Source organism: Acetobacter sicerae (assembly GCF_011516765.1).
GTDB classification, from domain to species: Bacteria; Pseudomonadota; Alphaproteobacteria; order Acetobacterales; family Acetobacteraceae; genus Acetobacter; species Acetobacter sicerae.
Map to the genome: position 1 here is coordinate 1 of NZ_JAAABN010000030.1, position 22,610 is coordinate 22,610.

The 22,610-nt window shown below is 58.2% G+C and carries 31 protein-coding genes; 1 reads left to right on the forward strand and 30 read right to left on the reverse strand.

The window, feature by feature from the left end:
- Positions 1-142: 142 nt before the first annotated feature.
- From GVI59_RS17110 to GVI59_RS17145, 8 genes are all read right to left on the reverse strand, one after another.
- Entirely contained in the window at positions 143-505 is a 363-nt protein-coding gene (locus tag GVI59_RS17110; protein WP_173575279.1) for a phage tail protein, read from the reverse strand.
- On the reverse strand, positions 505-708 hold the full coding sequence (locus tag GVI59_RS17115; RefSeq protein ID WP_173575280.1) for a hypothetical protein: 204 nt from the start codon (positions 706-708) through the stop codon (positions 505-507). The genes GVI59_RS17110 and GVI59_RS17115 overlap by 1 nt, the downstream gene beginning before the upstream one ends.
- A 5-nt stretch (positions 709-713) precedes the next feature.
- Positions 714-1,379 carry a phage baseplate assembly protein V gene (locus GVI59_RS17120; protein WP_173575281.1) on the reverse strand — a complete coding sequence of 222 codons (666 nt, stop codon included), beginning with the start codon at positions 1,377-1,379 and terminating at the stop codon, positions 714-716.
- A complete protein-coding gene (locus GVI59_RS17125; protein WP_173575282.1) occupies positions 1,372-2,544 on the reverse strand; it encodes a hypothetical protein in 1,173 nt (390 codons plus the stop codon). The genes GVI59_RS17120 and GVI59_RS17125 overlap by 8 nt, the downstream gene beginning before the upstream one ends.
- Positions 2,537-2,737 (reverse strand): hypothetical protein, encoded by a 201-nt coding sequence (locus tag GVI59_RS17130; RefSeq protein ID WP_173575283.1) that lies wholly within the window; start codon positions 2,735-2,737, stop codon positions 2,537-2,539. Before GVI59_RS17130 ends, GVI59_RS17125 begins: the two co-directional genes overlap by 8 nt.
- Positions 2,738-3,100: 363 nt before the next feature.
- The gene (locus GVI59_RS17135) at positions 3,101-4,009 is read right to left on the reverse strand and encodes a hypothetical protein (RefSeq protein WP_173575284.1); all 909 of its coding nucleotides are present in this window, start codon (positions 4,007-4,009) and stop codon (positions 3,101-3,103) included.
- Positions 4,010-4,096: 87 nt separating this feature from the next.
- A complete protein-coding gene (locus GVI59_RS17140; protein ID WP_173575285.1) occupies positions 4,097-4,447 on the reverse strand; it encodes a hypothetical protein in 351 nt (116 codons plus the stop codon).
- A gap of 31 nt (positions 4,448-4,478) precedes the next feature.
- Entirely contained in the window at positions 4,479-6,551 is a 2,073-nt protein-coding gene (locus tag GVI59_RS17145) for a phage tail tape measure protein (protein ID WP_173575286.1), read from the reverse strand.
- Here GVI59_RS17145 and GVI59_RS17150 point away from each other — a divergent pair.
- Complete coding sequence (locus GVI59_RS17150; RefSeq protein WP_173575287.1) at positions 6,541-6,909, forward strand: hypothetical protein; 369 nt, start codon at positions 6,541-6,543, stop codon at positions 6,907-6,909. The genes GVI59_RS17145 and GVI59_RS17150 overlap by 11 nt on opposite strands.
- 50 nt (positions 6,910-6,959) lie before the next feature.
- Here the strand turns inward: GVI59_RS17150 and GVI59_RS17155 are convergent, their stop codons facing one another.
- The 22 genes from GVI59_RS17155 to GVI59_RS17260 form a co-directional block, all read right to left on the reverse strand.
- Complete coding sequence (locus GVI59_RS17155) at positions 6,960-7,235, reverse strand: hypothetical protein (protein ID WP_173575288.1); 276 nt, start codon at positions 7,233-7,235, stop codon at positions 6,960-6,962.
- The gene (locus GVI59_RS17160) at positions 7,232-8,053 is read right to left on the reverse strand and encodes a phage antirepressor KilAC domain-containing protein (protein ID WP_173575289.1); all 822 of its coding nucleotides are present in this window, start codon (positions 8,051-8,053) and stop codon (positions 7,232-7,234) included. The genes GVI59_RS17155 and GVI59_RS17160 overlap by 4 nt, the downstream gene beginning before the upstream one ends.
- Before the next feature lie 234 nt (positions 8,054-8,287).
- Entirely contained in the window at positions 8,288-9,073 is a 786-nt protein-coding gene (locus GVI59_RS17165) for a hypothetical protein (RefSeq protein WP_173575290.1), read from the reverse strand.
- A gap of 41 nt (positions 9,074-9,114) precedes the next feature.
- The gene (locus GVI59_RS17170; protein WP_173575291.1) at positions 9,115-9,603 is read right to left on the reverse strand and encodes a hypothetical protein; all 489 of its coding nucleotides are present in this window, start codon (positions 9,601-9,603) and stop codon (positions 9,115-9,117) included.
- A 130-nt stretch (positions 9,604-9,733) separates the two neighbouring features.
- Positions 9,734-10,078 carry a hypothetical protein gene (locus GVI59_RS17175; protein WP_173575292.1) on the reverse strand — a complete coding sequence of 115 codons (345 nt, stop codon included), beginning with the start codon at positions 10,076-10,078 and terminating at the stop codon, positions 9,734-9,736.
- Positions 10,075-10,506: a hypothetical protein gene (locus GVI59_RS17180; RefSeq protein ID WP_173575293.1), complete on the reverse strand. Its 432-nt coding sequence runs from the start codon at positions 10,504-10,506 to the stop codon at positions 10,075-10,077. Before GVI59_RS17180 ends, GVI59_RS17175 begins: the two co-directional genes overlap by 4 nt.
- Positions 10,507-10,809: 303 nt before the next feature.
- On the reverse strand, positions 10,810-12,303 hold the full coding sequence (locus GVI59_RS17185) for a phage tail sheath protein (protein WP_173575294.1): 1,494 nt from the start codon (positions 12,301-12,303) through the stop codon (positions 10,810-10,812).
- 2 nt (positions 12,304-12,305) lie between these two features.
- The gene (locus GVI59_RS17190) at positions 12,306-12,500 is read right to left on the reverse strand and encodes a hypothetical protein (RefSeq protein WP_173575295.1); all 195 of its coding nucleotides are present in this window, start codon (positions 12,498-12,500) and stop codon (positions 12,306-12,308) included.
- A 25-nt stretch (positions 12,501-12,525) separates the two neighbouring features.
- Positions 12,526-13,404: a hypothetical protein gene (locus tag GVI59_RS17195; protein WP_173575296.1), complete on the reverse strand. Its 879-nt coding sequence runs from the start codon at positions 13,402-13,404 to the stop codon at positions 12,526-12,528.
- A complete protein-coding gene (locus GVI59_RS17200; RefSeq protein ID WP_173575297.1) occupies positions 13,401-14,111 on the reverse strand; it encodes a hypothetical protein in 711 nt (236 codons plus the stop codon). The genes GVI59_RS17195 and GVI59_RS17200 overlap by 4 nt, the downstream gene beginning before the upstream one ends.
- On the reverse strand, positions 14,108-14,575 hold the full coding sequence (locus GVI59_RS17205) for an Ntn hydrolase family protein (RefSeq protein WP_173575298.1): 468 nt from the start codon (positions 14,573-14,575) through the stop codon (positions 14,108-14,110). Before GVI59_RS17205 ends, GVI59_RS17200 begins: the two co-directional genes overlap by 4 nt.
- Entirely contained in the window at positions 14,572-14,754 is a 183-nt protein-coding gene (locus tag GVI59_RS17210) for a hypothetical protein (protein WP_173575299.1), read from the reverse strand. The genes GVI59_RS17205 and GVI59_RS17210 overlap by 4 nt, the downstream gene beginning before the upstream one ends.
- Complete coding sequence (locus GVI59_RS17215) at positions 14,754-14,966, reverse strand: hypothetical protein (protein ID WP_242013190.1); 213 nt, start codon at positions 14,964-14,966, stop codon at positions 14,754-14,756. The genes GVI59_RS17210 and GVI59_RS17215 overlap by 1 nt, the downstream gene beginning before the upstream one ends.
- Complete coding sequence (locus tag GVI59_RS17220; RefSeq protein ID WP_173575300.1) at positions 14,932-15,363, reverse strand: hypothetical protein; 432 nt, start codon at positions 15,361-15,363, stop codon at positions 14,932-14,934. The genes GVI59_RS17215 and GVI59_RS17220 overlap by 35 nt, the downstream gene beginning before the upstream one ends.
- A gap of 7 nt (positions 15,364-15,370) precedes the next feature.
- Positions 15,371-15,790 (reverse strand): hypothetical protein, encoded by a 420-nt coding sequence (locus GVI59_RS17225; RefSeq protein ID WP_242013191.1) that lies wholly within the window; start codon positions 15,788-15,790, stop codon positions 15,371-15,373.
- A complete protein-coding gene (locus GVI59_RS17230) occupies positions 15,777-15,983 on the reverse strand; it encodes a hypothetical protein (RefSeq protein WP_173575301.1) in 207 nt (68 codons plus the stop codon). The genes GVI59_RS17225 and GVI59_RS17230 overlap by 14 nt, the downstream gene beginning before the upstream one ends.
- Positions 15,983-17,350 (reverse strand): DUF4043 domain-containing protein, encoded by a 1,368-nt coding sequence (locus tag GVI59_RS17235; protein WP_173575302.1) that lies wholly within the window; start codon positions 17,348-17,350, stop codon positions 15,983-15,985. The genes GVI59_RS17230 and GVI59_RS17235 overlap by 1 nt, the downstream gene beginning before the upstream one ends.
- Positions 17,351-17,426: 76 nt before the next feature.
- Positions 17,427-18,053, reverse strand: coding sequence for a phage scaffolding protein (locus GVI59_RS17240; protein ID WP_173575303.1), 627 nt, complete (start codon positions 18,051-18,053; stop codon positions 17,427-17,429).
- A 49-nt stretch (positions 18,054-18,102) separates the two neighbouring features.
- Complete coding sequence (locus GVI59_RS17245; protein WP_173575304.1) at positions 18,103-19,659, reverse strand: phage portal protein; 1,557 nt, start codon at positions 19,657-19,659, stop codon at positions 18,103-18,105.
- Positions 19,659-20,957: a phage terminase large subunit family protein gene (locus GVI59_RS19420; RefSeq protein ID WP_173575305.1), complete on the reverse strand. Its 1,299-nt coding sequence runs from the start codon at positions 20,955-20,957 to the stop codon at positions 19,659-19,661. Before GVI59_RS19420 ends, GVI59_RS17245 begins: the two co-directional genes overlap by 1 nt.
- Positions 20,932-21,495 (reverse strand): terminase small subunit, encoded by a 564-nt coding sequence (locus tag GVI59_RS17255; RefSeq protein ID WP_173575306.1) that lies wholly within the window; start codon positions 21,493-21,495, stop codon positions 20,932-20,934. Before GVI59_RS17255 ends, GVI59_RS19420 begins: the two co-directional genes overlap by 26 nt.
- 230 nt (positions 21,496-21,725) lie before the next feature.
- The coding region (locus GVI59_RS17260) for a hypothetical protein (RefSeq protein ID WP_173575307.1) at positions 21,726-22,610 on the reverse strand (885 nt) is incomplete at its 5' end.

Below are 22,610 nucleotides of genomic sequence, written 5' to 3' on the forward strand. Positions count from 1 at the left end.
CAGCCCCATTGCGGACACTGATTCCAGAATCGCCCGCAATGGCGTCCCGATGCCAACCGAAAGCAGCGACGCGCACGCCCCCTGCGCCGCCGTCACCGCATTGGAGACCAGTGTCGAAAATGATCGCAGTTGCAGGGTCATGTCAGAGAGTGAAACTCAGCGGCTGAACGGTTCCGGTTACGGCGTCCGTGTAGGTGATCGTGCAGTCGTAATTACCGATTGCATCACCAGTGACGGACGTGGAGACAGGCTGCGATTGGTCGACGCCATCCTCCTCAAGCATCTGCGCGGACACGACACCCTGGATTTCGGCAGCAGTGATCGACCGGCCAATAGCCTGAGGAAGTCCTGCGCCGTAATCGAGATGCCAGAGATAGGCGCCGGGATTGGTGAACAGCCGCCGCATGATCGACTGCTGGCTCTCGGTTGCGCCATCCACAACCGCGAGACCGCCAGATGCGTCGAGATCAAGATCGCTGCCGAATGTGTGCGAAAGGACGGACATCAGCTTTTCATTCTCGCGCCCACTTCATAGGCTTCGCGGCCATCGAATGAATTATGGACAAGAGCATTTTCATCCCAAAACGGATGACATGAACAGGCCGGTCCAAATGTGTGAGGACGATCATCATTCGTCGGAATGACTTCGCTGTATGGTACGTCGTCTGTCGGGGCAAAAGCTTCCCAAACAAGCAATCCGTTATTCATCACAATTATTCCGGCTTGCTCGTCGTGCTGTCGCCACCCTTTACGCCACCATGAACGTGACCGGTCAGCGAGATACCAGACGCGACAACATCCTTATCCGTCTCGACGGTTGCACCGGATATCGACAGCTTCCCGTCGCTGAACGTGAAGGACGATCCGCCGACCGTCAGCGCGATCGACCCATTCGTAATCGACAGAGCGGCATCGCCTGCACCCGCATGAAAAGCGTCGGCCATCAGATGATACCACGCTCCGTTTTCGTCAGCCTCACCGGCTGTCCGTCCATCTGTCGTTGTCGGCGGCGCACCGCATCCGGCACGGACGAGCCATTCTCCCGGTTGCGCGGGCTTGCCCGTTACTGGTGAAATCGGAGCCTGAACGATGTCATCATGCACATCAGCCGAGGCGACGAGGTGCTCGGGATCGCCCTCGATCGGTGTGACCTTGACGTGCTGGCCCATCGACGGCGGAGATCCTGACCGGAGCGCCCCGGACCTTGCGCCGACCAGATACGGCATCCACCCGCTTTCGATATCCTCTGGCTGCGATCGGACTTTAACCGCATGGTTAACCGGATCGACCGCAGAGACTATGCCGAAGCGTGGATGTGGAATAGTGTTCTTGATTGCCGACGCAACACGCTTGGCGACTTCCGAGATCAGGTCAGTCATATTCGCCACCCTCCTGATCCGATATGTCCCGCGTCCGCAGCGTGACGGTCTGTGTGTATCCGCCAGACCAGTCGAGCGATGACGTCACAGCGTCCACGTCCCGCGTGCCGTCCCATGTCGTGCCTGTGCCTGTAAGCGTGAAAAACTGCCTCGGCGCGAGATTGATCCGCCCCGGGATGGTCAGACTGATCGTGCGTTCGTGCGCAACGATCTGCCGGTAAAGCATTTCAGCCTTCGCTTCGAGCTGGTCCTGTTTCAGCCCCGGAAAGCGGAAACTGTGCAGCGTGCCGTTTTCGAGGCCGTTCTTTTTCGATCCACCGAGAGCAGACCAGTAAACTTCGGACTTGATTCGTTGCTTATTGTCCCACGAAAGACAATGAACGACGACGCCTTTTGCGGTCTGATAATCCCGCTCCATCGAGAGATCGACTGCCGCGATCTGCGCAAACCCTGATGCGCCCGCAGGCGTATATTTCAGCGAGTGAAACACTGCGTCGTTAGACGATGCCGATGGAAACGGCCTGCAAACGATCGTCTTGACGTCCGCATACAGGTCGCAGTTCACGCCATTCGCAACATAGCGCGCCAGATCAAACGCTGTCTGGAATCGCGTCTGCCCGTGCGATGATTGCCGTTTGTGTTCGATCTGCCAGAACTGGCCTTCCATACCGGCTGAGAACTGAACGTCGGGCGTCAACCCAGCCGCCGTGATGACCGCCTTCATCAGCTCCGGGCCGGTCAGGTTCAGCCACGCTTCCTGAACGCGCATGTCCATCAGCTTGGCGAGATAGTCGCGGCACTGGACCTGCACCTGTCCGCGATGAGGCTGAAGACTGACGTGATCGAGGATGCCAGCGAAAACCGTCGTCCATTGAGCGCCACCACTTTCGGCGTCCTGCAACTGCAACTGCACGTCGATATCCGGAAGCGCCTGCCCTGCAGCCGGGTCTGCCACATCAAACCAGTATGGCGGCATTGTCGTCGTCGGGTCGAACGAAAACGTCACATCCAGCGTGTCGCAACGAGCGTAGCGCGTGCTCTGGATATTGAACGTGACCACGCCGAAGCCGGTCTGCTCAAGCCCGTTCACGAGACACCGGCAGCGCGGCGTGGACCAGTCGCTACCCCTGCGCGCAGCCGTGACCGTGATGTTCGTGTCACTCACTCGGCAGGCCGTCCGTCAATGTGCTGTCGGCAATCGGAATTTTGAGAGGTATCGGGGTTGGGAACGGTAAAAGCGACGAGTCAGCCAGACCGTTGAGTTGCGCCAGTCGCCACCACTGCGTTGCGTCGCCCAACTGAGCAGCCGCGACGTGGAACAGAGACCTGTCAGTGGCCGTGACGTGGATTGTGGTCATGTCAGTGGCCCATGCAGGCGCGGAGTAAATCAACCGCGCCTCCTCCATGAACCGCATAAGCCGCCGCAGCCACAATCCCCGACAGCCAGATCAGAATAAATCGCCAAGCTGGAAGCGGTGTCATAGCAGGATCTCAAGAACCCCGAGGACAAGGGGCGTGAAACTGAGGACGAGCAGAGAAACGCCTACGCAGAGACGGAGCCATTTGGTCATCACTATATCGCACTCTAACCGCAGACCGTCTTTTCCGCTGTACATGCTCAGCCGTTCCCTGATATACTGCTTCAAGGTTCATTCCTGCTGGTGTCAGGGGTGGATACAAGAAACCCCCGCGCTGCTGGAACAGCCGGGGGTTTCGTTATTTCAGGACAATGCGCGGTTCACGGTTGTATCAGTCGCCGCCCCGAGGTTCACAGACGCCCGGTTCACGGACGAAAGCGCGTCAGCGGCGCTGGTCGAAATGTTCGCGTTCTGAAGCGCGGCAGTGAGGCCGGAACCGCTGGTCAGACTGATATGCTCAAGGTTATCACCCGCCTGCGATAGTGTGTCAGAGAGACCCGATCCGGTTTCGTAGAGAGACTGACCCATCGTTGCGACTGACGACGGAGCAGACGACAGATTTGTCGCCGCGTTCGACAGGCTGGTGACAGCGCTCAGGCGGCTCGTGATCGAACCCATAACAGAACCAGCGCCCACCAGATTGGCGAGTGGCGTGATCTGCCCCGCTACCGTCCCGATCTGACCGACCGTGTTTTCCACCGCGCTGGCGACGCTGGACACCGTATCCGTGGCAGTCGTGACGGCAGCAGCGGCATCAGAGCCGATCAGGGATGAAAGAAACGACGACGATGTGCTGCTGGACGATGTGGCTTCCGGGCCGCGTTGCAGGATCAGAGTGTACGGGCAGACGGCACCTTTTAGGGTAAAGCTGTAGCGGAACTCCGCGATTTTGACTTTGACTGCGAGGCCAGCCGCAGAGAACGTGATAGCCTTCCCGGCCCTTCGCATGTTGGCAATAGCCTCAGCCCGCGCCTGCGCATTCGGGCCGATGAAGCGACCTGTAAGCGGCAGCTGCCCCGGGTCATTGCCAAGCGCCTGAATGTTCAGGGCGCCTCCGATCATAAACTGAACGACAAGCTGCTGCTTCCCGCCGATCTCCAGCGCGTCCGGCACTTCCATGCCGGTCAACGTCACAGAGCCCAGCACGACAGGCGCACTACTCCCCAACCTTCCAATCGAGCCGATAGCGGCCTCAATGGAGGTGAGAGACATTCATATTTTCCGGAGATGGCAGTTTCGACGCACGAAACCCAAACTAAACGATCAATCGCATAACTGCGGGCAGACCGTCAAGCGCAATCAGTGCAGCGGCACAAACACCCCACCCTGCTTCGGGGCTGCTGATGAGCGGGGCACATACGGCCAATGCTGCGGATTGGTTTCCGGACTCTCGGCCATCGCCTGCAATTCCGGGTCGGAGCGCAGGTCAGCCGGGAGCAATCTACCGCCCATCGGATCGATGCCCATGTTGGACGTGTGAATATCCGCATACCGCGCGCACCGGCTCATGGCCCCGTCGAAATCCCACCCCTCGATCTTCATCGCGCGTCGCACACATGATGCGTCGGAGCCCGAGATTCCGCGTGGCCCGAGGCCGCAGGATGCGAGAAGCGGGATGCAGACTGCGAGGATGAGAAGGTGTCGGTCCATATGGTAATTTTGCAGGCGTGGAGATGCAACGTCAATGCGCCAGCGCTGCTCCCGGATACTGCGGCATCGCCAGACCGTCAGCGCCAGAGCTGGTGGAGCGAAGCTGCTGCATTGCTGACCGATACTGCGCCGTGAAGTTCACCTCCCCGATCCGTTTGCCGTCCAGAACAACCGGGGCCGGCGTAATGGTGACGTGGGTTTGGTGAGCGTTGCCGGATGAAATCCCCCCTGATGGGCGGGCGTTACCAACTGGCATATTGTCGATGATGTTATCGAAATAGCTTCTGTAGCCGTCCCTTTTGTTCTTCTCATCAGCCGCGCTCGCATGATGATGAAACATCTGGAAGGGATCGGCATGATCTTTCCATGTCACCTTTGATCCGTCTGCGCCAAGGCTGGAACCTGCCTGCCAGAATTTGACCGCTCCATATAAAACCAACAAGGCCGCCCCTACCGCCGTCAATCCGACGCCAAGCGCTGACATTGTGCCGATCACGCCTGCCGCCTCGATACCTGCTATTGCGCCCCCCAGGCCTCGGGCTCCGACTGCCAAAAGACCGATCCCTTTCGCCAACGGGCCGAGCGCCATACCAGCTACCGCAGCAGCCCCCGACACAGCAGTGACAGCCGAAACCCCAGCTGCAAAGCGGATGAGATTTTTTGCTGCGTCAGGATGCTTCTCGGCCTGTCGGGTAAGGGAGTCGATACCCTCCCCCAGAGCCTTCAGAATATGAGCACCATCTTGTGCTGCAGGCAGACCAATCGTCTGCATGAACGAGGCCCATGATTTCTTCAGATTATCGAGTTGCTGCTGATAGTTTCCTTGGTTCGCATCATAAGCCGCATCAACGCCAGCAGCCTGCTTCATCAGGTTTTGGTCACGCGCTACGCTGGTGAGCTGCTGGACGATCAGAGCTCCAAACCGCCTCGCTGTTTCTGTTGGAAGAGCTTTGTAGATCTCGTCTCGGACATAAGCGTCAAAAGTCTCAGTATTTCCGGGATGCGAAGCGACATTCTTTTCGTAATCCGAGTGAAGTCTTGGGCTGACAAAATCACGGAGCCACGGGAATATGCCCTTCGAGGGATCGTTGAGAACATCAGACCCAGCCAGAGCGCCTCGAGAAAGAATAACGCGGCCATCCTGGCCAAATCTGTAGCCCTGAGCAGCCAAGTCGCGCCTGTCCTGCTTGGATAGGTGTTCAGGTAAATGTAGCGCTTTCCTTTCCGCTTCCGTGAGAACATGCACACCTCCGATAACGCCAAGACGCTCAAGTTCTTCCGCATTGCGTTGCGGCATGATACCGCCGTAAAAAGCACGCGACATAGCTGTTGCGGCTGTGCCCGCGCGGAAGCCACCCATTTCAATCATGGGCGTCATCATCATGCCCCAGAACGCTTCTGGATCCATTCCTCGCGCCGTGACAGATGCCATTGACATGACGTTTTTCAGATCGCGTGGAGTAATGGTTCCAACTGATGCCTGAAGAACCTTGACGGCAGCGTCAACGTAGCGACTGAAGCGCGCGTCGTCGAATACACCATCGGCTTTTTTAAAAAGAGCGCCATGCTGAGCGATGGAACCATCTTCGTTAAACCTCGCCCCACCCTGCTGCTCGACGGCCCGGAATATCTCCTTCGAGCCTTCGTCGCCGTACAGCGAACGAACCTTCAGAAACGAAGGCAGGACCGCGTTGATTTCACCATAGTCATGACCGTTTTTCCCGGCACCAATAATGCTTCTGAGTTCAAGGATGGATTTAATTCTGTCGGTAACATCCGGGCCACGCACCTCGGACATTGACTGATAGGCCCGCTTTGTTTCCTGAATGATTTCAAGATGGGTCATCCCGGCTTTTGCCATAGCCGTCTGCTGGTCTTGCAGCTTGGACCCAGCTTTCGCCAGTGCGTTAAGTCCTTCAAGGGCTTTTGTGCCGCCCCAGACTGCGAAGACACCTACAGCAGCAAGCCGGAGTTTGTTCAGATTCCCCTCAACGTCTTTGACAGCGACGTTCAGCCCAAGGAATTTCGATGCAAGAGCTGAAACAACAGCGCTGGCATTGTCCTTCATCCCGATGGATACGCCAATTTTGTAGATGTCAGCCATTACGTTGTGCTACCTGTGCTGTGTGAAATACGAAACAGATGAAGAATTTGACGATGGCGGCACTCCCATGTGGAGAGCGCGTCAGGCAGAGTTGCGCCGCAGCCATATTCGTCAGCAGGTGACGATAAATGTTCCGCAGAAACGAAGGCCCAAAACATTCAAAGAGGCGCGTGCAATGATGACACCAGTGGAGCGGTTTGCCGTTTTCTTTCTGGGCTTACCGATCCTGTATTTTGGCTTTTTTGCCATGCTTATTTTTGGTTTCTTCGGCTACTGCATTGTCCATGATTGGATTTTTGGGCCACCGACGGATGAAGAGTGGACAAAGGCAGCTCTGAGCGCGTGGTTTGGAGAATAAAAAAAGGCCACCCGGTTGGATGGCCTGTTACACGTTAAAAGTTTCAGAAATTACGCCGGAGACAGCGCCTTCCGCTTTGCGCGCTCATTCCCATAAATCCGGTCCGCTCGCTCTTTCTGCTCGGGGAACATGCGGAACACTTCTTCCCTCGCCCGGCTGAGCAGCGGGTGCGTCGTTACCGCCCCGTAGATCGCGCCGAACAGGAGGGCGAGCTGTTCCGGCAGGATCACCCGGCCCATCGCCACGATCTTGCGGATGTTCCACAGAAGAAGCTGGTCGGTCCGGCAGAGTTGCTCGCGCCCCTCGACCTCCACCAGCGCGCTCATGACGCTGGCTCCGGGGCTGGAACGAAAGGGACGGCTGCGTCCTTCTTCATCAGATGTGCGTATTCTGGCGCAATATTCGCTGCCGGGATCAGCTTCGCCAGCTTCACCAAGCCCTCACCCGTGATCCGAACCTGCTCGGAAATCTTGTCTGTTCCGTCTTCCTGCCTGAGAACCGTAGTCTTGTGAGTCAGATAGGCCACCGGCTTCACGCGCTTTTCGTATCCGAGCCAGTTCTTGCCGCCCTTCAGCTTGAGCCAGTCAAACAGAAACCTCGGACCAAGCTGGAGAACCTTCGCCGCCTCTGTAACTGTGAGCGAGCCTTCAGCTAGCGAGATGCGGGAGAGCGCCAGAGACTGCTCGGCCACCTGTGGCTCCAGTTCCTCGACACGAGCCTGCGCCGCTGCACGGGCCGCTTCGATCTGGTCTTTCTCAGCAGCGAGACGGCCCGCTTCCAGAAGTGCCGCCGCGTAGGTCTGCGGAATGGCCGGCTGGGCCTCTCCCCGTTCGTAGGCGTCGAAACGCTCGATGATCTCAATCGTGATATCGGTCGCGGTCGCCGTTTCAGACTTGGCCGTGATGAAGATCGCCTGCTTGCGGTTGAGGTAATATTCCGTCGCGTTGCCGCCGTTTATGACCCGCGCCACGGTGGCGCGGGTTCCGAGTTTGTCCAATTCAGGCAGGTAACGCTTGACGATCTTACGAATATCTCGCGGTTGCGCGAACCCAAGACGAACCGCCAAATCAGTATCAAGGATGCGTAGTTCGCCGTCATACATTTCGGGCGTAATGAGAGTCGTGATATTGGTGTTATCAGCCATTTCCGAAGCTCCTCTTCGGGGTTGGTTAGGGGCGCTTGCGAGGTACGAACTCGCTTGCGTCCCGATATTTATGACGCTATAAAATATCCATGTCAACACTTTCTAGCGCCAAAAAGAAAACAGGACGCCCTAAGGTCGATAGTGAGGCTGTCAATGTCCGCATTGAACGCGAGGGGCTAAGTGCGCTTGATGAGTGGCGCAGCGCCCAACCTGACGATCCATCGCGCCCTGAAGCTATCCGCCGCCTGATCCAGATTGGGCTGAAGGCGGAAGAAACGCGCACATAGCAGGAGCGCCATCGTCATCAGGGACCGGGATGCAATTGATCGTGACGTACGGTCTTTTTAGGGTTGTCACTTCGCCGGGGATTACGGCGGGATGTTTAGTTGTGTCGCGCATGATACCGAGGTGGTCTGCGAAGTCAGCCTTCTCTACAGCCGCATCTCTGTCAGAATTCCATATCTCGGCAAAATCTACGACGTTAGAATAGAACATCATGCTATTCACTGGGTCGGAGCGACCGCCAAACAACAGAGCAGATGCAACCTTTCCGTGCTTCGATAATTTAAACAGCATTGCGGCTTGATAATGTGGGTTGCCTTTTACGGCCCCCAGCTCACGCAACCCCTTCAATGAATATTTGAATGATTGATCATAGAAATCACACTTAATGACAGATAAGTCTTTGGTGCATTTCTTTATTGTCGCTTTGTGTGGCGTATTCTTATCATTGTCTGCGGTGTCATCGTCCAGCCTGCGATTATACGCATCACGTAACTGTTCAAATGTCTCCCGGAAAACCGGCACACCTTCATCTTGCGGAAAATCTGGTGGCTCGACCGCCTTGCGTTCCGCGTCGCTGGCCTGCTTCCATGCTTCGGTCGTCCCACTATCTGACGCCGCAGCAGGATGTGGCGCTGGTGGACTGTCTGAAGACCCGTCAAGCAACAAAGTGAACGCACCCAACGCGAGACCGCCGCCCACAATGGCAGCCATCACTGGCTTAATCTTTCCTGTCACGCCACCCTCCTGATTCCATTTCCAGAAGGTTAATGCAGCAACTAATCCCCCTCAACAATCGGGAGCGCACCGCCATGCACACCAACACCCGTCAAACGCCCGACAAACGTGCTTCCGATCTCCTTCACCACGTCGTCCTCCTTCCGGATCAGAGCGCCAGCCAGAACGGTGCGCGGTGGCTGCTTGACCGTGCCGAGTTCGAAATACACAAGCTTGTCGTCATCTGACCCGATCGTCGCTTCGTGGTCATGCACGGTTGTCTCGATACTGTCCCGCATCTCGCCGGAGCGAAGGCCGGGGTCGTTTTCAGTGAAGCCGCGCCGTAACCGATCCTCCTTCGTGCTGTCGGCCAGCTCAGCCCACGCCGGGAACCCGCCGATCTCGCCCTGATAGTGGCCAATCTCCGACTTGGCCTCGGCCTGCACGATCTTCGCCGCCTTGGTGAGTGCGTGATGCGTGGCCTCGTCAGCCTTCAATGTCATCTCACCCAGTAAGGCGGCAAAACCAGCAATCGTAAATTCCTGGCTCAATCCTGCTGCTCCCATTGCATGATATGCCAGTTGAACTTACCGCCCTCCATCTCGGAAAAGGCGATTGCATAAGCCATTGTTTCGGCGTTGCTTAGTTCGTTCATGGCAAGGTCGTAAGGGATACCGTTCTTTACGAGCCAGAGACGATCCCGGATTCCTCTGGCGATGAAGACTTTTTTGCTTCTTGTTCAGTCTTTTTCTGCTTCGCCATCAACCAATCGAGGGCGGCAGACGCAGCGTCAGCATCAACCTGATCCCAAAGGTTATCGAGATCAGCGACCGATCTCACATCCTGCGGAACAGGAACCCCAGCGATAGATACCACGGACGCGCGCGCCATTGTGGCGCTTGTCCACATATTCTCACCGAAGGCGTCACCAGCCATGCGGGCAATACGAGCCATGCGGCTACCTACTACTTCCCGGACAGCAATCTCACGCCCCTTGGAATCTTTTACTGTTTCTTCGTTGCTCATGAAATTTTCACCCTCTGCGATGCTGTGAAATTCACACCCTGCGTGACGATATTGTCGTTCTGCCACGAACCGGCGTTATTCAGTGTGATGGCCACATCCGTGTATTCCCACGTCGTCGTACTGCCGTCGGTCTCGTCTGCGTAGAAATAGATCGTGCCGCTCGTGATCGTCGCCGCTGACCAGAACGCCGCTTCAGAACTGGCAATCAGGTTGTCCAGCTTGGCGCTGTCACGCTGCACCTGAAACGACCCCGACCAGCCGTTCGGAACCTCGAATGTTTTCGGCTTGTCGTTCAGGGGCGTCGACTTGAGAGCCGTCGTGACCTGCTGCGACTGAAACTGCGTGATCGTTGGCAGATCGACACGCGACCCGTTCCAGATCAGGACCATTCGGCCATTCCGGCCGATATTGAACGGATTATTCGCCATTTACTGGCTCCATGTGTGGGATGGTTTGATGAGGCAGATTCATCTCGTTCAATGGATTGCCTTGATGAGCTGAGAGACGCTGACGATTACTGCTGAAATGCCGAATAATAGGATCGTCACAGAGATCGATACGGTCATAATTCTTGGAAACGGCCCTTCGTAATCCATGCTCGGACCCCATTTAAAACTGTACAGCCGTAACCGTCCCTTGGTATAAGGGGGCATGTCGTCCTCTTGGTTCGGAAGGGGATGAGCAAGAAACCCCTGCTGGCGGCTACCAGCGGGGGTTTCGCTTATCTGGCGTCAGGAGTTGCTGACAGTGATGGTCACGCCAGCGCCACCCTGCATGTTGATGTAGAAGAAGCGCACGATGCCCATATATTGAACCGCCACATCCGCCTGTAGGTAGCCGATTGCAGTTCGTGACTGCGGGTTGTTCGACGTGTCGCAGATCGCAGAATACGGAACCGTTGTGCCGGTGTTGTCGAGGTATCCTGCGCCCCGCATGTCTGACAGGAGGCCGAGGATCGAGGCCCGCACATCGCCGAAAAGCGTGTTGTTGATGGGCTGCCCGACATACGCGCCCATGCCGGCGGCCAGAGATTCCGCAATGTAGTTCGTCAGGCGCGTGTATTCGTCGCCCCACGTCAGATCGTTCAGAGATGTGTTGTAACCACCGCGAACAGCCCAATAGCTGCCGCCCGGCGCGGGATTGCACACCACGTCGATGCCTGCCGTGAACAACTCGGCCAGTTCCGCGTTGGAGTAGGTTTTCGACGAACCTGCGGAGACAAGACCCGCCTTCTGGCTCCCGACAATTCCGGTGATCTGCTTGTTCAGGCTGGAATCGCTCGGGGCAAGCGTGGCTAGTTTCCCGGCGACGAACGACTGCGGAGAGACCATGACGGTCCCGAGCGTGTCATCGCTGAAATACAGCCAGTCACCGAACATCATTTTCAGACCGTAGGATTTGTATCCTGCGCTGGCAGACAGGGCGATGGCGTTGGCGATCGTGTCTCCGCTCGGCCCTGTGGCGATCATGTAGACGCCCTCGCTCATGCCGAATGCGCCGATGACGCTCGCCTGCGTCGTATCCGTCAGGCCGTGTATGAACCCGAGAGCGCATCCCTGATTGCGGAGCGCATACATGCCGGTTCGTGCATCGGTGTCATCCGACCCGACGAATTGCGCTGTCGTCGGAGCGCCGCCATTCGTGCCGCCTGAGAGCGTAACAGATCCAGCTGCAAGAACGGGCGTTGTGGCTGGGAGCATAACTGCGATCACGGCAGACCCGTCAGCCGAAACAGCCGTCTTCAGCGCTTCCCAGTTTGCCCCCGTGTAGGCCCGGCTGCCGAGAACAGCGTGAGACGTGACGAGTTGCCAGTTGGTTGATGACCCGACCTGCGAGAGCGCAACCGTCAGAGCATTGCCGGACGTGCCGGTGCAGGCAGCCGTGAATGTGACGCCTGACAGCGTGCCGGTAGCGGCAGTGTCAGTGCCATCCGTCACGCGGACGCAGCGGAAATCGCTCGTCCCCTGAAGCTGCGCGACCGAGACAGCAACGCCCATATCTGTAGCGCCGGGCTGCTTCTCGCCGAACGCCGACCGGTAGCCTGCAATGTCTGACAGGGCCGTCGGGGTGTTGACCGGCCCCCACGATGCAGTTCCGATAATTCCGATGCGCTGCGTGCTGACGCCGTTGAGTGCGACCTGCGCCGGCTGCTGGATCGAGACGAACAACTGCGGAACAATCTGCCCCGTCTGCTGGACCTGCCCGGCCTGATAGATGAGAGCCATAATCAGCCTTTCACACGAACAGTGAATGTGTCGAGATTGCCACGCTTACGGGCCGCTTCAGCGTCGCTGGCGGACAGTTCAGCGCCGACCTCGTGGCCGTAGCCGGGTTTGGTCACGCGGTATGCGTAGGCAGGAGGAGATGCGCGCACAGGCGCAGGCGTGACGGCAGGAGCCGACGCCGGGGCTTCATCAGTCATGATGGTTCTCGTTTTTGAGGGATTGTCAGGCCGGGTTGAGGGGCCAGTCAGAGAGGCTGATCGACACATCGCCGGGCGTATCGACGTTCAGGATCGTAAACAGAACCTGAGTCGCGGTGTCGGTCTGGAGCGTGTCGAATGTGCAGCGGAATTTCAGATCGCGACGCCAGATGTTCTGCGTCATCATCGTGTCAACGTCGTATGAGCCCGCGCTTTCCACGAGGATCATTGAACCGTCCGGCGCGGGGAAAAACGGATCGCCAGACAGGCCGGCGTCAATCGCAAACCCGAGATCGTCACGGGCTGACCAAGTGCCGGTCCAGATCGACACATTGAACATCTGCTGCTGGCGGCGCGTCACTCTGGCTATGTCGGCATGGCCGCCGACCGCCCCACGCAATGCAGTCGCGCTTGGGATCCTGAGCGTCCCACCGGATGAAGATGCCCCCGGAACCAGCGTCGCCAGAGCAGCGGCAACGCTGGCGGGCGTATCGGTGGCCGTCACCACATGGCCGACGACAGACCGCGCATGAAGTGCGCCTGTGCCGTCAGGGGTGATGTGCAGACCGACAATGCCGGATGCTTGGCCGCTCGATGGGAAAACAACTGTGGCTGTGTTGCCTACCGTCTGGATCGAGACTGTCGCGGGAACCAGCGACGTTTCGCGCCACGGCATGCCGAGTTCACACGCGATCGACTTGAAAGCACCGGACAGAGCCGTGACAAACACGTAATCGACGCCTAACGCCAGACTGCACGATCCGGTGTAATCCTCGTTGGTGATCCACCCGCGCCGGATGATCGTCCTGCGTCCGGTCAGAGACGCCGCACTGTCCCCATTTGGATAGACGATCGCATCGACGGCCCGTGTCAGAGCGGTGGAGACGCCAGCAATATCCGTCATATCTGGTTCACAGTCATCAGGCACTCAGACCCGTATTGCGAGGTCGTTGCGCCGGAAATCGTGTAGCTGCGACCGTGCTGGTCTGTGAGCCGCATGTAGGGCAGCGGAATATAGCCGGGGATCAATGGCAGGAGCAGAACATATTCCGATGCGCGGACCGTCCCTGAAACGCCTGACGCTCCATTCAGCCCCCGCTTCGGTGGCCCGATGTAGGCCGGCCAGTTGATAGCGACGGTGTTATCACCTGTTCCGTTGGACACATTGGACGAGGCGGAAATCCCGTACGGATCTTGCAATCCCGCGAGAAAGCATGTGCCGCCGCCGATCGTCCCATCGTCGCCAACCGTTCCCGATCCGGACTGCGCAGTTTCCTGCAATGTGACAACCGCATTTGTCAGAATGCACGAGGCCGGACGCCACGGTTCGATGCGCTCGACAAAATAGATTCCATCCGCGTTGACGATCAGATCGCCGGGCAGAATGTCGTCCGTGTCGAACAGTCCGAAAACCTGCGGCTTGTCCTGCAACGGCGGCTTCTGAAACGAGAATGCTGCATCTGAGGCAAACGTCGCCATGATCGGCACGACAGCGCCTTTGAGTGGGTCGGCAACCGATACAGGGCGAACCAGTTGCGACGGCAGGCCAACCTTGCGTGCAGCACGACCGTAGCCACGCGCGACGAGGTTTTGCAGACGGTCGGAGTTCATGAATGATCCGAAAACACCCACGACGAGGAGGCTAAATCGAACGACGCAGACCGGACGCTTCCGCCGCAGTCTTTATGATATTCTGCGCATATTTTTGCGGCATCCACAGCAGTGGCGCCGTGGAACAGGGCTCCGTAAGCCAATTCGCACGCTGCCCCAATGGCTCTCGGCTTTGACGGATCCAGTTCTTGCATGCCGCCGTCTTCGAGTAGGATCAGCCTCCTGTCTGCGCCAAGAAATACGAGAGCGGAGTAGCCTGACCCACCTGCCTGCGGAATCGCGCCTTCATCAGCAGCCTCAATCCACCGAAGAATTGCAGATAGAGCAGCCACATCACCAGAAAAGCCGACGGCATTATGTCCTTTGGCGTAGATTTTCGGCCTATATCCGGTCTTCACTCCGTAGCCAGTCGCCATCATCGTGTCGGATGCCAAAACCCCATCACGCCATGCGACAATCGTCATTTACTTTTCCTCGCCTGCGCCCGGTTCAGAGAGACAATCTGCCGGTCAATCGCTTTGGCCTGCGGGGTCTTTTTGAATGACCCTACGGTCATGCCGACGATCTTCGCATTGGCGGCGTCCTCGCGCTTGTCCTGAATGGACTTTACGTAAGCGTCGAGCGTTGTGGGCTTGCGGGCCATCACTTGCCTTTCTTGATGATTCGATTGGCCTTGGCGTCAATCTTCGCCTTTGAAGACTTCGACAGCTTCCCCGTGATGACCATCTGCGTGGCGCGGGCTTTGGCGTTTACCGCATGGGCCTTGTTTGGCATGGGGAAGCGCCGAGACCCCGGCAGGCCGAACGCTGATTTCGGCAGGCTATTCCGTCGCGCTGTCGTCAGTTTCGCCATCATGCGGCTCCTGATTTTTCGCCTCTACGGGGGATTCCGGTTCAACCGGATCAAGTTGCGGCTCCCCGATATGGCTTGTCCGCGCACCCGGTCCGGATCGCATCGCGCTCTCGCCCGCGCTCAAAGGATCCTTCCGCCCCTCGCATGGCGTCACGTTACCCATCCGGTCCACGAGAAATCCGGTGTGAGCAATCGTACCGGTCACACGCAGCCCACATCGGCCAGCCAGAGGGACTGAACCGGGGACTGCACGCGGCACGTCTGCGCCGAACGGATGCATCTCGTGGTTGTTGGTGTTCACAACCGCAGCAACGCGGCCATTCTCAATAAGAGCCCATGATGCCTGCGGCATTGCGGTCCCTGCCGCCGTAACGATGGGCTTGTCATCCTGAAAATTCATTTCTGCCTCAGATTACGATTGCGTTGCCACGACCTGACAGGCCGGGGCCGGGCGGGATCCCCATGAATTCGCAAAGTTGTCGTCTGGCCCAGCGGTAGAGACCAATCCGTTCGGCGGTCTCGGTCTTGTTGTGTTTCCAGACTGCGGCCTGATCGGTGTCGAGATTCGCGCTCGATCCGTAGACCTCACGTTCCAATCTTTTGCAGTCTGCGAGATGGCGGCGGATCTGTTCGTATTCGTCCGGGGCCATGTTCCGGATGCGCCATTCGTTGAAACCGTATGCCTGAAAAAATCGCCACGACTGCTGACCGGAACTGATGCCACCGAACGCCGGGTAGCCCATGTAACGCCGGATCTGCACCAACTCATCCAGAGAGAGTGGGCCGTTATACGGTTCGTCATCGCAAGCGCAGTCATTCGGGGGCATGGATTTCCTCGATTGGCGCGCGCCGTTGCTTCAGAAGGGCGATGGTTTTCGGCTCAGTGACAATTTCTCCTGCGCGCCAGTCGAACCGCCCTTTGTTGTAGACTTCCTCAACAAACGAAAATGGACTGACCAGACGAACGGCAGGAGGAGGCGTTCCCGCCTCCTCCCCCTTTGTGCGTGGCGAACGGGCCATCAGCCGAGACCGAGGCACTCGATCACAACGCCACGCTTCAGGTAGCTGTTGGACGCAGTCGGGATGATCGTCGGGTCAGCCGTGCTGTCGGTCGGCAGAGCGAAACCACCGATCCAATACCAGGACTGCGCGATGATCTGCTTCAGGCGGTCGAGCGGCTCACGAGTGACCATCGCCGTTCCATCAACCATAGTCAGCAGGCCGTCGTCCGGAACGAGTTTGCGGCCCGTGAGCTGATAATCGCCACGCACCAGAGCGCCCTTTCCGACAACGATCGCACGATGGATCGCCCCCGCGCCAAGGCTGGCCTGCTGCGGGGCTTCCGTCGTCGGGATGATGCGCACGCCGAGAATCTCGATCACCTGACCATCACGGTAGGTGTCAGACCCGTATGCGCCGCGATACAGATATTTGAAGTCCTCATCACGGAACAGACCCATGATTGTCGCCGGGTCAGCGTAGCAGTGGTAGAAACCATCGATCGTCGGCACGTTGTTGGACCGCAGATAGGCCGTCGACTGATTGATGCAGTCCAAGGTCAGCGTGTCGCCCGGAACGTATGTGGTGCCACCATACGTGCCGGTCGGCGCAACAAGAGCCGCGCTGGTGAGCCGCGCGTTCGGGCGCACGACTTTCGGTGCAGTGGTTGCCACAACTGCGGTGCCAGCCGTGCCGTCAGCGGCGGAGACATTCCCACCTAGCGTCAGTGTGCCGGAAATACCATTCGGAGCGGTGGACACATTCACAGCATCAGCCGTCGCGCCGATGACCGTGTAATCTCCGGTGCCGATGATGGCAGCGAGGCCGTCGGACGCTCCGATGGCGACAACCTGCCCCTCAATCTGGACTGTCTGGAACCCTCGGATATCATCCACTTTCACAGACGCGCTGGTGCTGGTCGCCGTGATGCGGGTGTTGCCGCCGAGATAACCGCCGACACCGTTCATCGCGCCACCGAACAGGGCGTTTCGAGCAATACGGTTGAGCGACTGACGGGCCTGCACGCCGTTGGTGTAGGCGTTGGCGAGGAACTGGTCAGCGATACCGACGCCCTCATTGACGATGTTCAGATCAATGGTGTCGCCATACTGATTGATCGTGAGCGTATACTGCTCGACAGACCAACCCGATGGGGTCAGGCCATTGTCGAAGTTCGTATTCGAGTCAGGATTCATCGGTGTGGTGACAGGCGCTTTCAGCCCCTTGCGGGTGCTGGTGATCGTCTGACCGATACGTGCCGGGAAATCCTCACGATCCGCGATGGCGTCGAAACCAAGGGCGGATTCAAGGCCGTTCTTGAACTCGCGCTCAAGGAAGTTCTGCTGGATGATCGGCTGAAGAGAAGCCGGGAAATTGGCAATCGCCATTTTAAACCTCTATTGATGCTGGATTGATGTTTTTCGGCATCTGCCTGTCAGCCCAGCATCAGCCGGGCTTTTGTTTTCACGCCTGCGAGCGTGTGGCGGCGAGCGCGCGGGCCTTCTCTGCCTCGTAGGATTTCGGGTCAGCCGTCATCGCGTCGAACGGCCCCGCTTCGCCGGGCTTCGGCGGTGTTTTCGTCGTGGTATTCCCCGTCACGCTGCCGGGCTTCGGCGCTTCCGTGAACAGGTATCCACGCGCTTCCTTCGACGCCGTGACCACTTCATCAAGCCCGATGATCTTGCCATCTTCGAACTTCACCGAGGACAGATCAGCGAGCTTCACCGCATCTTCCGGATTGACCGCGCCGGCGCGTGTGAAAGCCGCCTCAGCGTTGGCGCGAATGAGGCCCTGCTGATACGAAGCATCCTTCTCGGCAATCGCCGCCGCCGCGTCCGTCGTGGCCTTTTCGGTCGCCGCGTTGGCCTCGGTCAGTTTCGCCTCGTAGTCGGCCTTCTGCTTCTCGATCTGGCCTTTGTAGCCATCGCGAGATTTGATTGCGTCGTCACGTTCTGCCGTCGCGGCATCTCGTTCACCGCGCGCGTTCTTCAGCTCATCACGCAGCTTCACAAGATCAGCACGCGCACGCTGCAATTCGCGCACAGTGTTATGATCGCCGCCAGCATCAGCCGGGCCGTTGTTTTCGGACATCTGTCTCTCGATTTTCTGTTGAAAGGTCCGGCATCAACCGGATCGGGCGTTACGCCTGAACTTTGTGGGAAAGCGTGTTCCCGCTTGTCGCGGCCTTGCGAGTATCGCCTGCCGCTACGATCCCGGCCTGCTTCGCGGTCTGCGCGGCTGCGTCAGCCAATTCGGCCTGCACACGCGCCCATTCCTCAGCGGAGTTATCCACGCCGATGAATGCACACCACAGGCCGCAGGCCGTCTCGTCACTCATGAGGTTCCCATCACGGGCAGTAGCCAGACCCTGCGCTGTCTGGAGAAACTCCATCGGTGTCGGCTGGAACCATTGCGGCCAGACCAGACCGAGACCCGCCGGGTCAATGGCCTTGGCCCTCTCGCCGTCGATTTCGACGCCGTCGTCAACGATAGTGGATAGTCGACAAACCATTCGGAGCAATACCAGCAGACCACACTGGCCGAACGGCTCACGCATCCTGCCGGCAAGCCATGTCAGACCGGCGCACATCATTTCCATTGCGCGCCCAGACTGGGCCGCGCTCATTTTGTCCGGGTCAGCGCGGGAGCCGTGCATCTGTTCGAGGATGACGTTGCGGATGGCCTTCTCATACGCGATCAGCGCCGATGCCGAGGTGCCATTGATTTCCAGCAGTTTCGCGTCGCCGTTCGTGCCGATCTCCAACGCCGAGGCAGCACCGCCCGCGCGTCGGGCGGGTTGATCCTGCCCCTCAACCGGGACACCATCCGGGCTGGTCAGCGTGCCAATCGGATCGTCCTTGATCACCAGAACCGGGTCCGCGGCGTATTTCAGCCCGCGCCCAGCCTGCGAGAGAACGTAATCAGCCTCGATCTGGTTATCGATAGCCCGCTCGAACAGGCAGCACCCATCAGGATCGGCGGTCGTTGCGCGGGTGCCATCGTTTTTGATCCACACGACCGGAACGAACCCGAACGCATGGCTCGTGGTCGCATTTGGATCGATAGCAGGATGGCTCTCGGATGAAACGAGTTGCGGCACATAGATTGTGCAATCTGATGCGTCCCACTCGCGCAACCACCAGAAATCAGCTTTCAGATCCTCATCAGCGACCGCGTGCCCTAGGGCACGGACCTGCTCGCCAGTGATGCGATACCGCTCACGAACCCGGATTAACTCGCCGGTTAATTCGTCCCATTCAGGCGTGAGAAACGCAGTGTCGAGGACAGTCACAACCGGGCGGAACTGCTGCAGTTCGACCAGCAGAGCAACAGACCCCAACTGGCCGCGTAGGCAGGCGTGCTGCATGACTGGCTCAATCCCGGCGCAGCGGATGAAGGAAGAAAGAGCCTCCTGTGTATCGGGGTTTTCAGCCTTTACGCTCGGGAAATGCGCCTCGCCGAATAGCAGTGCGACAAGATCCTCGATCACCGTGCGGATCAGATGCGTGCGGACAGAAGGGCGGCGCCTGTCGAGCGGGATGTATTCGCCAGCGCCGTTACGCTCCATCGAAAACGGATTGCTGATCCTGTCATACATCGTACAGTCGAGAACCGTGGACAGGTTCATCAGCCGTTGAGTTCTGGCGGACGCACCTGAATACTGTGGCAGCGTGGTCTGTAGCTGTATCCAATCCATCAGCGACCCAGATCAAACTGTCTCGGAGCGCGGTTTGTCGCGCTCATGCGGTTGAACAGATAGTAACCAGACGCATCGACAATATGGTCAAACCCGTCCTTTTTGTTGGGCTCGTTCGTGCCCTCACGATACGTGTGCCGCTCGTATGCCTCGATGCTTTTGGCGCAGCGGGGCGAGACAAAAGCCCGACGCGTGCCGTCAGCCGCTTCGAACGCGGCGTTCGTTTTATTCACACGATCACGAACGGCAGGATTGACCGAGCCAACATTCACGACGAAACCGCGAGAGCGCAGGATTCCGATATCTGTCCGCCCCCCGGCTGACGTACGGTTCTGCTGGCCCGCTGCGTCCGGATAGATCGCGATATGGGACACGCGACCATTGACCGCATACCGTCGCACAATCTCGTCTGCCATTTCGTCCGTGTTGCTCGTCGGGATGATGATTTCGTCGATCTGGAACAGTTTGCCATCCCATTCCTGCCAGACGGTCGCACTCATGGGATTCAGGTTGAAATCCATGCCGATATGCACAGGCAGCTTCATGTCTCGTCGCACATCAATGACGTTGTGAGCGCGGTTGAACGCATAGACGACGCGCCCCGCATAGGTCTCGAAACTGCCCTCGTATTCCTGCCGGAACTGGCGCAAGTCCATGTCACGGCGGGCGGCAGCGATTTCTTCAGGAGGGATGTTGCCGCCCTGCGCCGACGTGTAGAGAACAGACCACCAGCCCGGCTCGTGTTGCGGTCCAGGCTGCCCTTTCAGGTATCCGTCACGGAAATGGTTGAAGCCTTTCGGCGTCCCGATGAAAAGCGCGTGGCCACCAGCCGTCGAGAGCATCGGACGGATTGTCTCGGTCCACGCCTCAGGCTTCACGTCCGCCCACTCATCGCCGAGAAAGAAGTAAAGCCCGGAACCACGCAGAGCATCGTAGTTGTCGAGCCCAACGATCCGGACGATGTGTCCTGATTTCATCGTAAGGATGCACTCAGTCTCGTTCGGCTTCTTTGCGAGCCACGCTTCAGGTATCGCTCGCTTGAGGCGGTTCCAGAAGTTTTTCTTCGCTTGCTTGAAGGTTGGGCTGCCGAACCAGATTTCGTTTTCCGGGTGGATATTGTTTCGGACGGCCATCCGAACAGCGCGACGCATTTCTTCCTGCGCCTCGAATGTTTTGCCAAACCGTCGCCCACAGACCGCAACCCTGAACCGGCAGTCGGGACGCCAGCCGTGCTGATAAATGTTCCATTGCGGGTTGGTCAGTTGCGCCCGTTCACCCGCCCGGAGAATCTTCGCCACGGTCTATCCGCTCAGGGTCAGGATCATCAGCCATGCGCTCGATGGCGTCGTCGTGTTGAGGCTCTGGTTTGTCGAGGCCGAGGTGTTTCGCCAGTTGCACGAGCGCATTGATCTTGCTGTGCGACTTCACCTTGATCGTTCGATCGCCACGCTCATTGATGGTCTCGCTTATCTCGGAAATGGCGCGGCGTGCGTCTTCCGACAGGTCGTCGGTTTCTTTCACATGAACCTGGCCATCCTCAATCGAGACCACATCCGTCACATCCGCAAAGCCGATCCGCGCAAACTCCCGCAGGACGTTTTCCTTGGTGATTGCATATCGGTCCATAATCTTGTCGGTGCGTTTTCTGGCTTTGGTGCGGGCCTCATCAATGAGATGTACTATGTGAGCCTTTTTAAGCAGCCTGTACCCGCACGCGCGCGCTGTCGTGTCTGTGCAATCGCCACGATAAGCTGCCCTGTAAGCCGCCGCCGCATTTTCTCCGTTCGACAGATACACTTCCACGAACCGGCGCTGTTTCGGCGTCAGGTCCGCCATGCATCACATCGGAATACCGATCTCCATCAGAAAAAGCCCTTCCCGCCTTTCCGTTTCAACTTTCAGGCTGCACGGTTTGCTCACTACGAACGACAGTCGCGCCTACACGCTCTGGGATCGTTTCGCTTAGAGAGGTTCGGGATTTATCGCATCCGGGTCAGATGCGGAAAGGTAGCAGCCCCCAGAAACAGAAAAAGCCACCCGAATGGATGGCCTTGAACGCAGAAACGCTAAACTACACAATCTTTCTCACATGTGCGGGCAGATTGCAAGCGCCTTCTCTCATCATGTGCCGCACGCCATTTCTCCATACGTTCATCATGCTCGGACTTTTCCCGTTTGGCTCTGGCCGCACGTTTCCGCATCTCACACATTACCTCAGAAAGACGCTCTATCGCGGCAACGCAAAGGACATTTGCGCGGTCACGCTGCTTTGACCCGCGCGCCGCCATATTCGGGAACAAACGCGCCCCAATATCCACGAATGACATCTCGCCAATCAGAAGCCAAACCAGCAATGCATCGGCCCGCTTTCCGATTTTGTCGCGTATCTCTCCAAGCCAGACGCCGCTGTCCATGCACATGATGCGCCACGTCATCGGATCGTGCCGTCCGTCCTCTGGTGAAACGTAATCGTTCGCATGATCGACGTATCCCGCGTAAGCTTTTTCGAACTCCTGCCGCCACCGGAGCGCGTCGTTATACTGGACCGCGTTGATCTGCCCCGAGGCAACCAACCTGTCTATCGGCGGATTTTTCCGGACTGCGGCACCTGCCAGGCGAAACTCCGATTTCCCCGCCCGCTCCGGTGTCGGCCCCATATCGTCAGCCTGTCGAATGACTACCCTGCGCTTTCGTCCTGCCATCACCCACCCCTCACCGCTCGCTTCAACCCTGCCTCGATATTCCGCATCACGCGCCTGTCGCCCGGTGTTGCCGCCGAGAAATACAAAGCGCCCGTTTCGTGCTGCCATCTGACGTGGCCACCTCTGCCAACCCGCGCGGTCCAGCCCATAGGTGCGAACCGGCGCATCAGATCGCGTATTGTTCGTGATGGAGCGCGGGTCATTGTGAGCGCGCTGCGGTGGTTTTCTCCACCAGCGCCCTCTGCACCT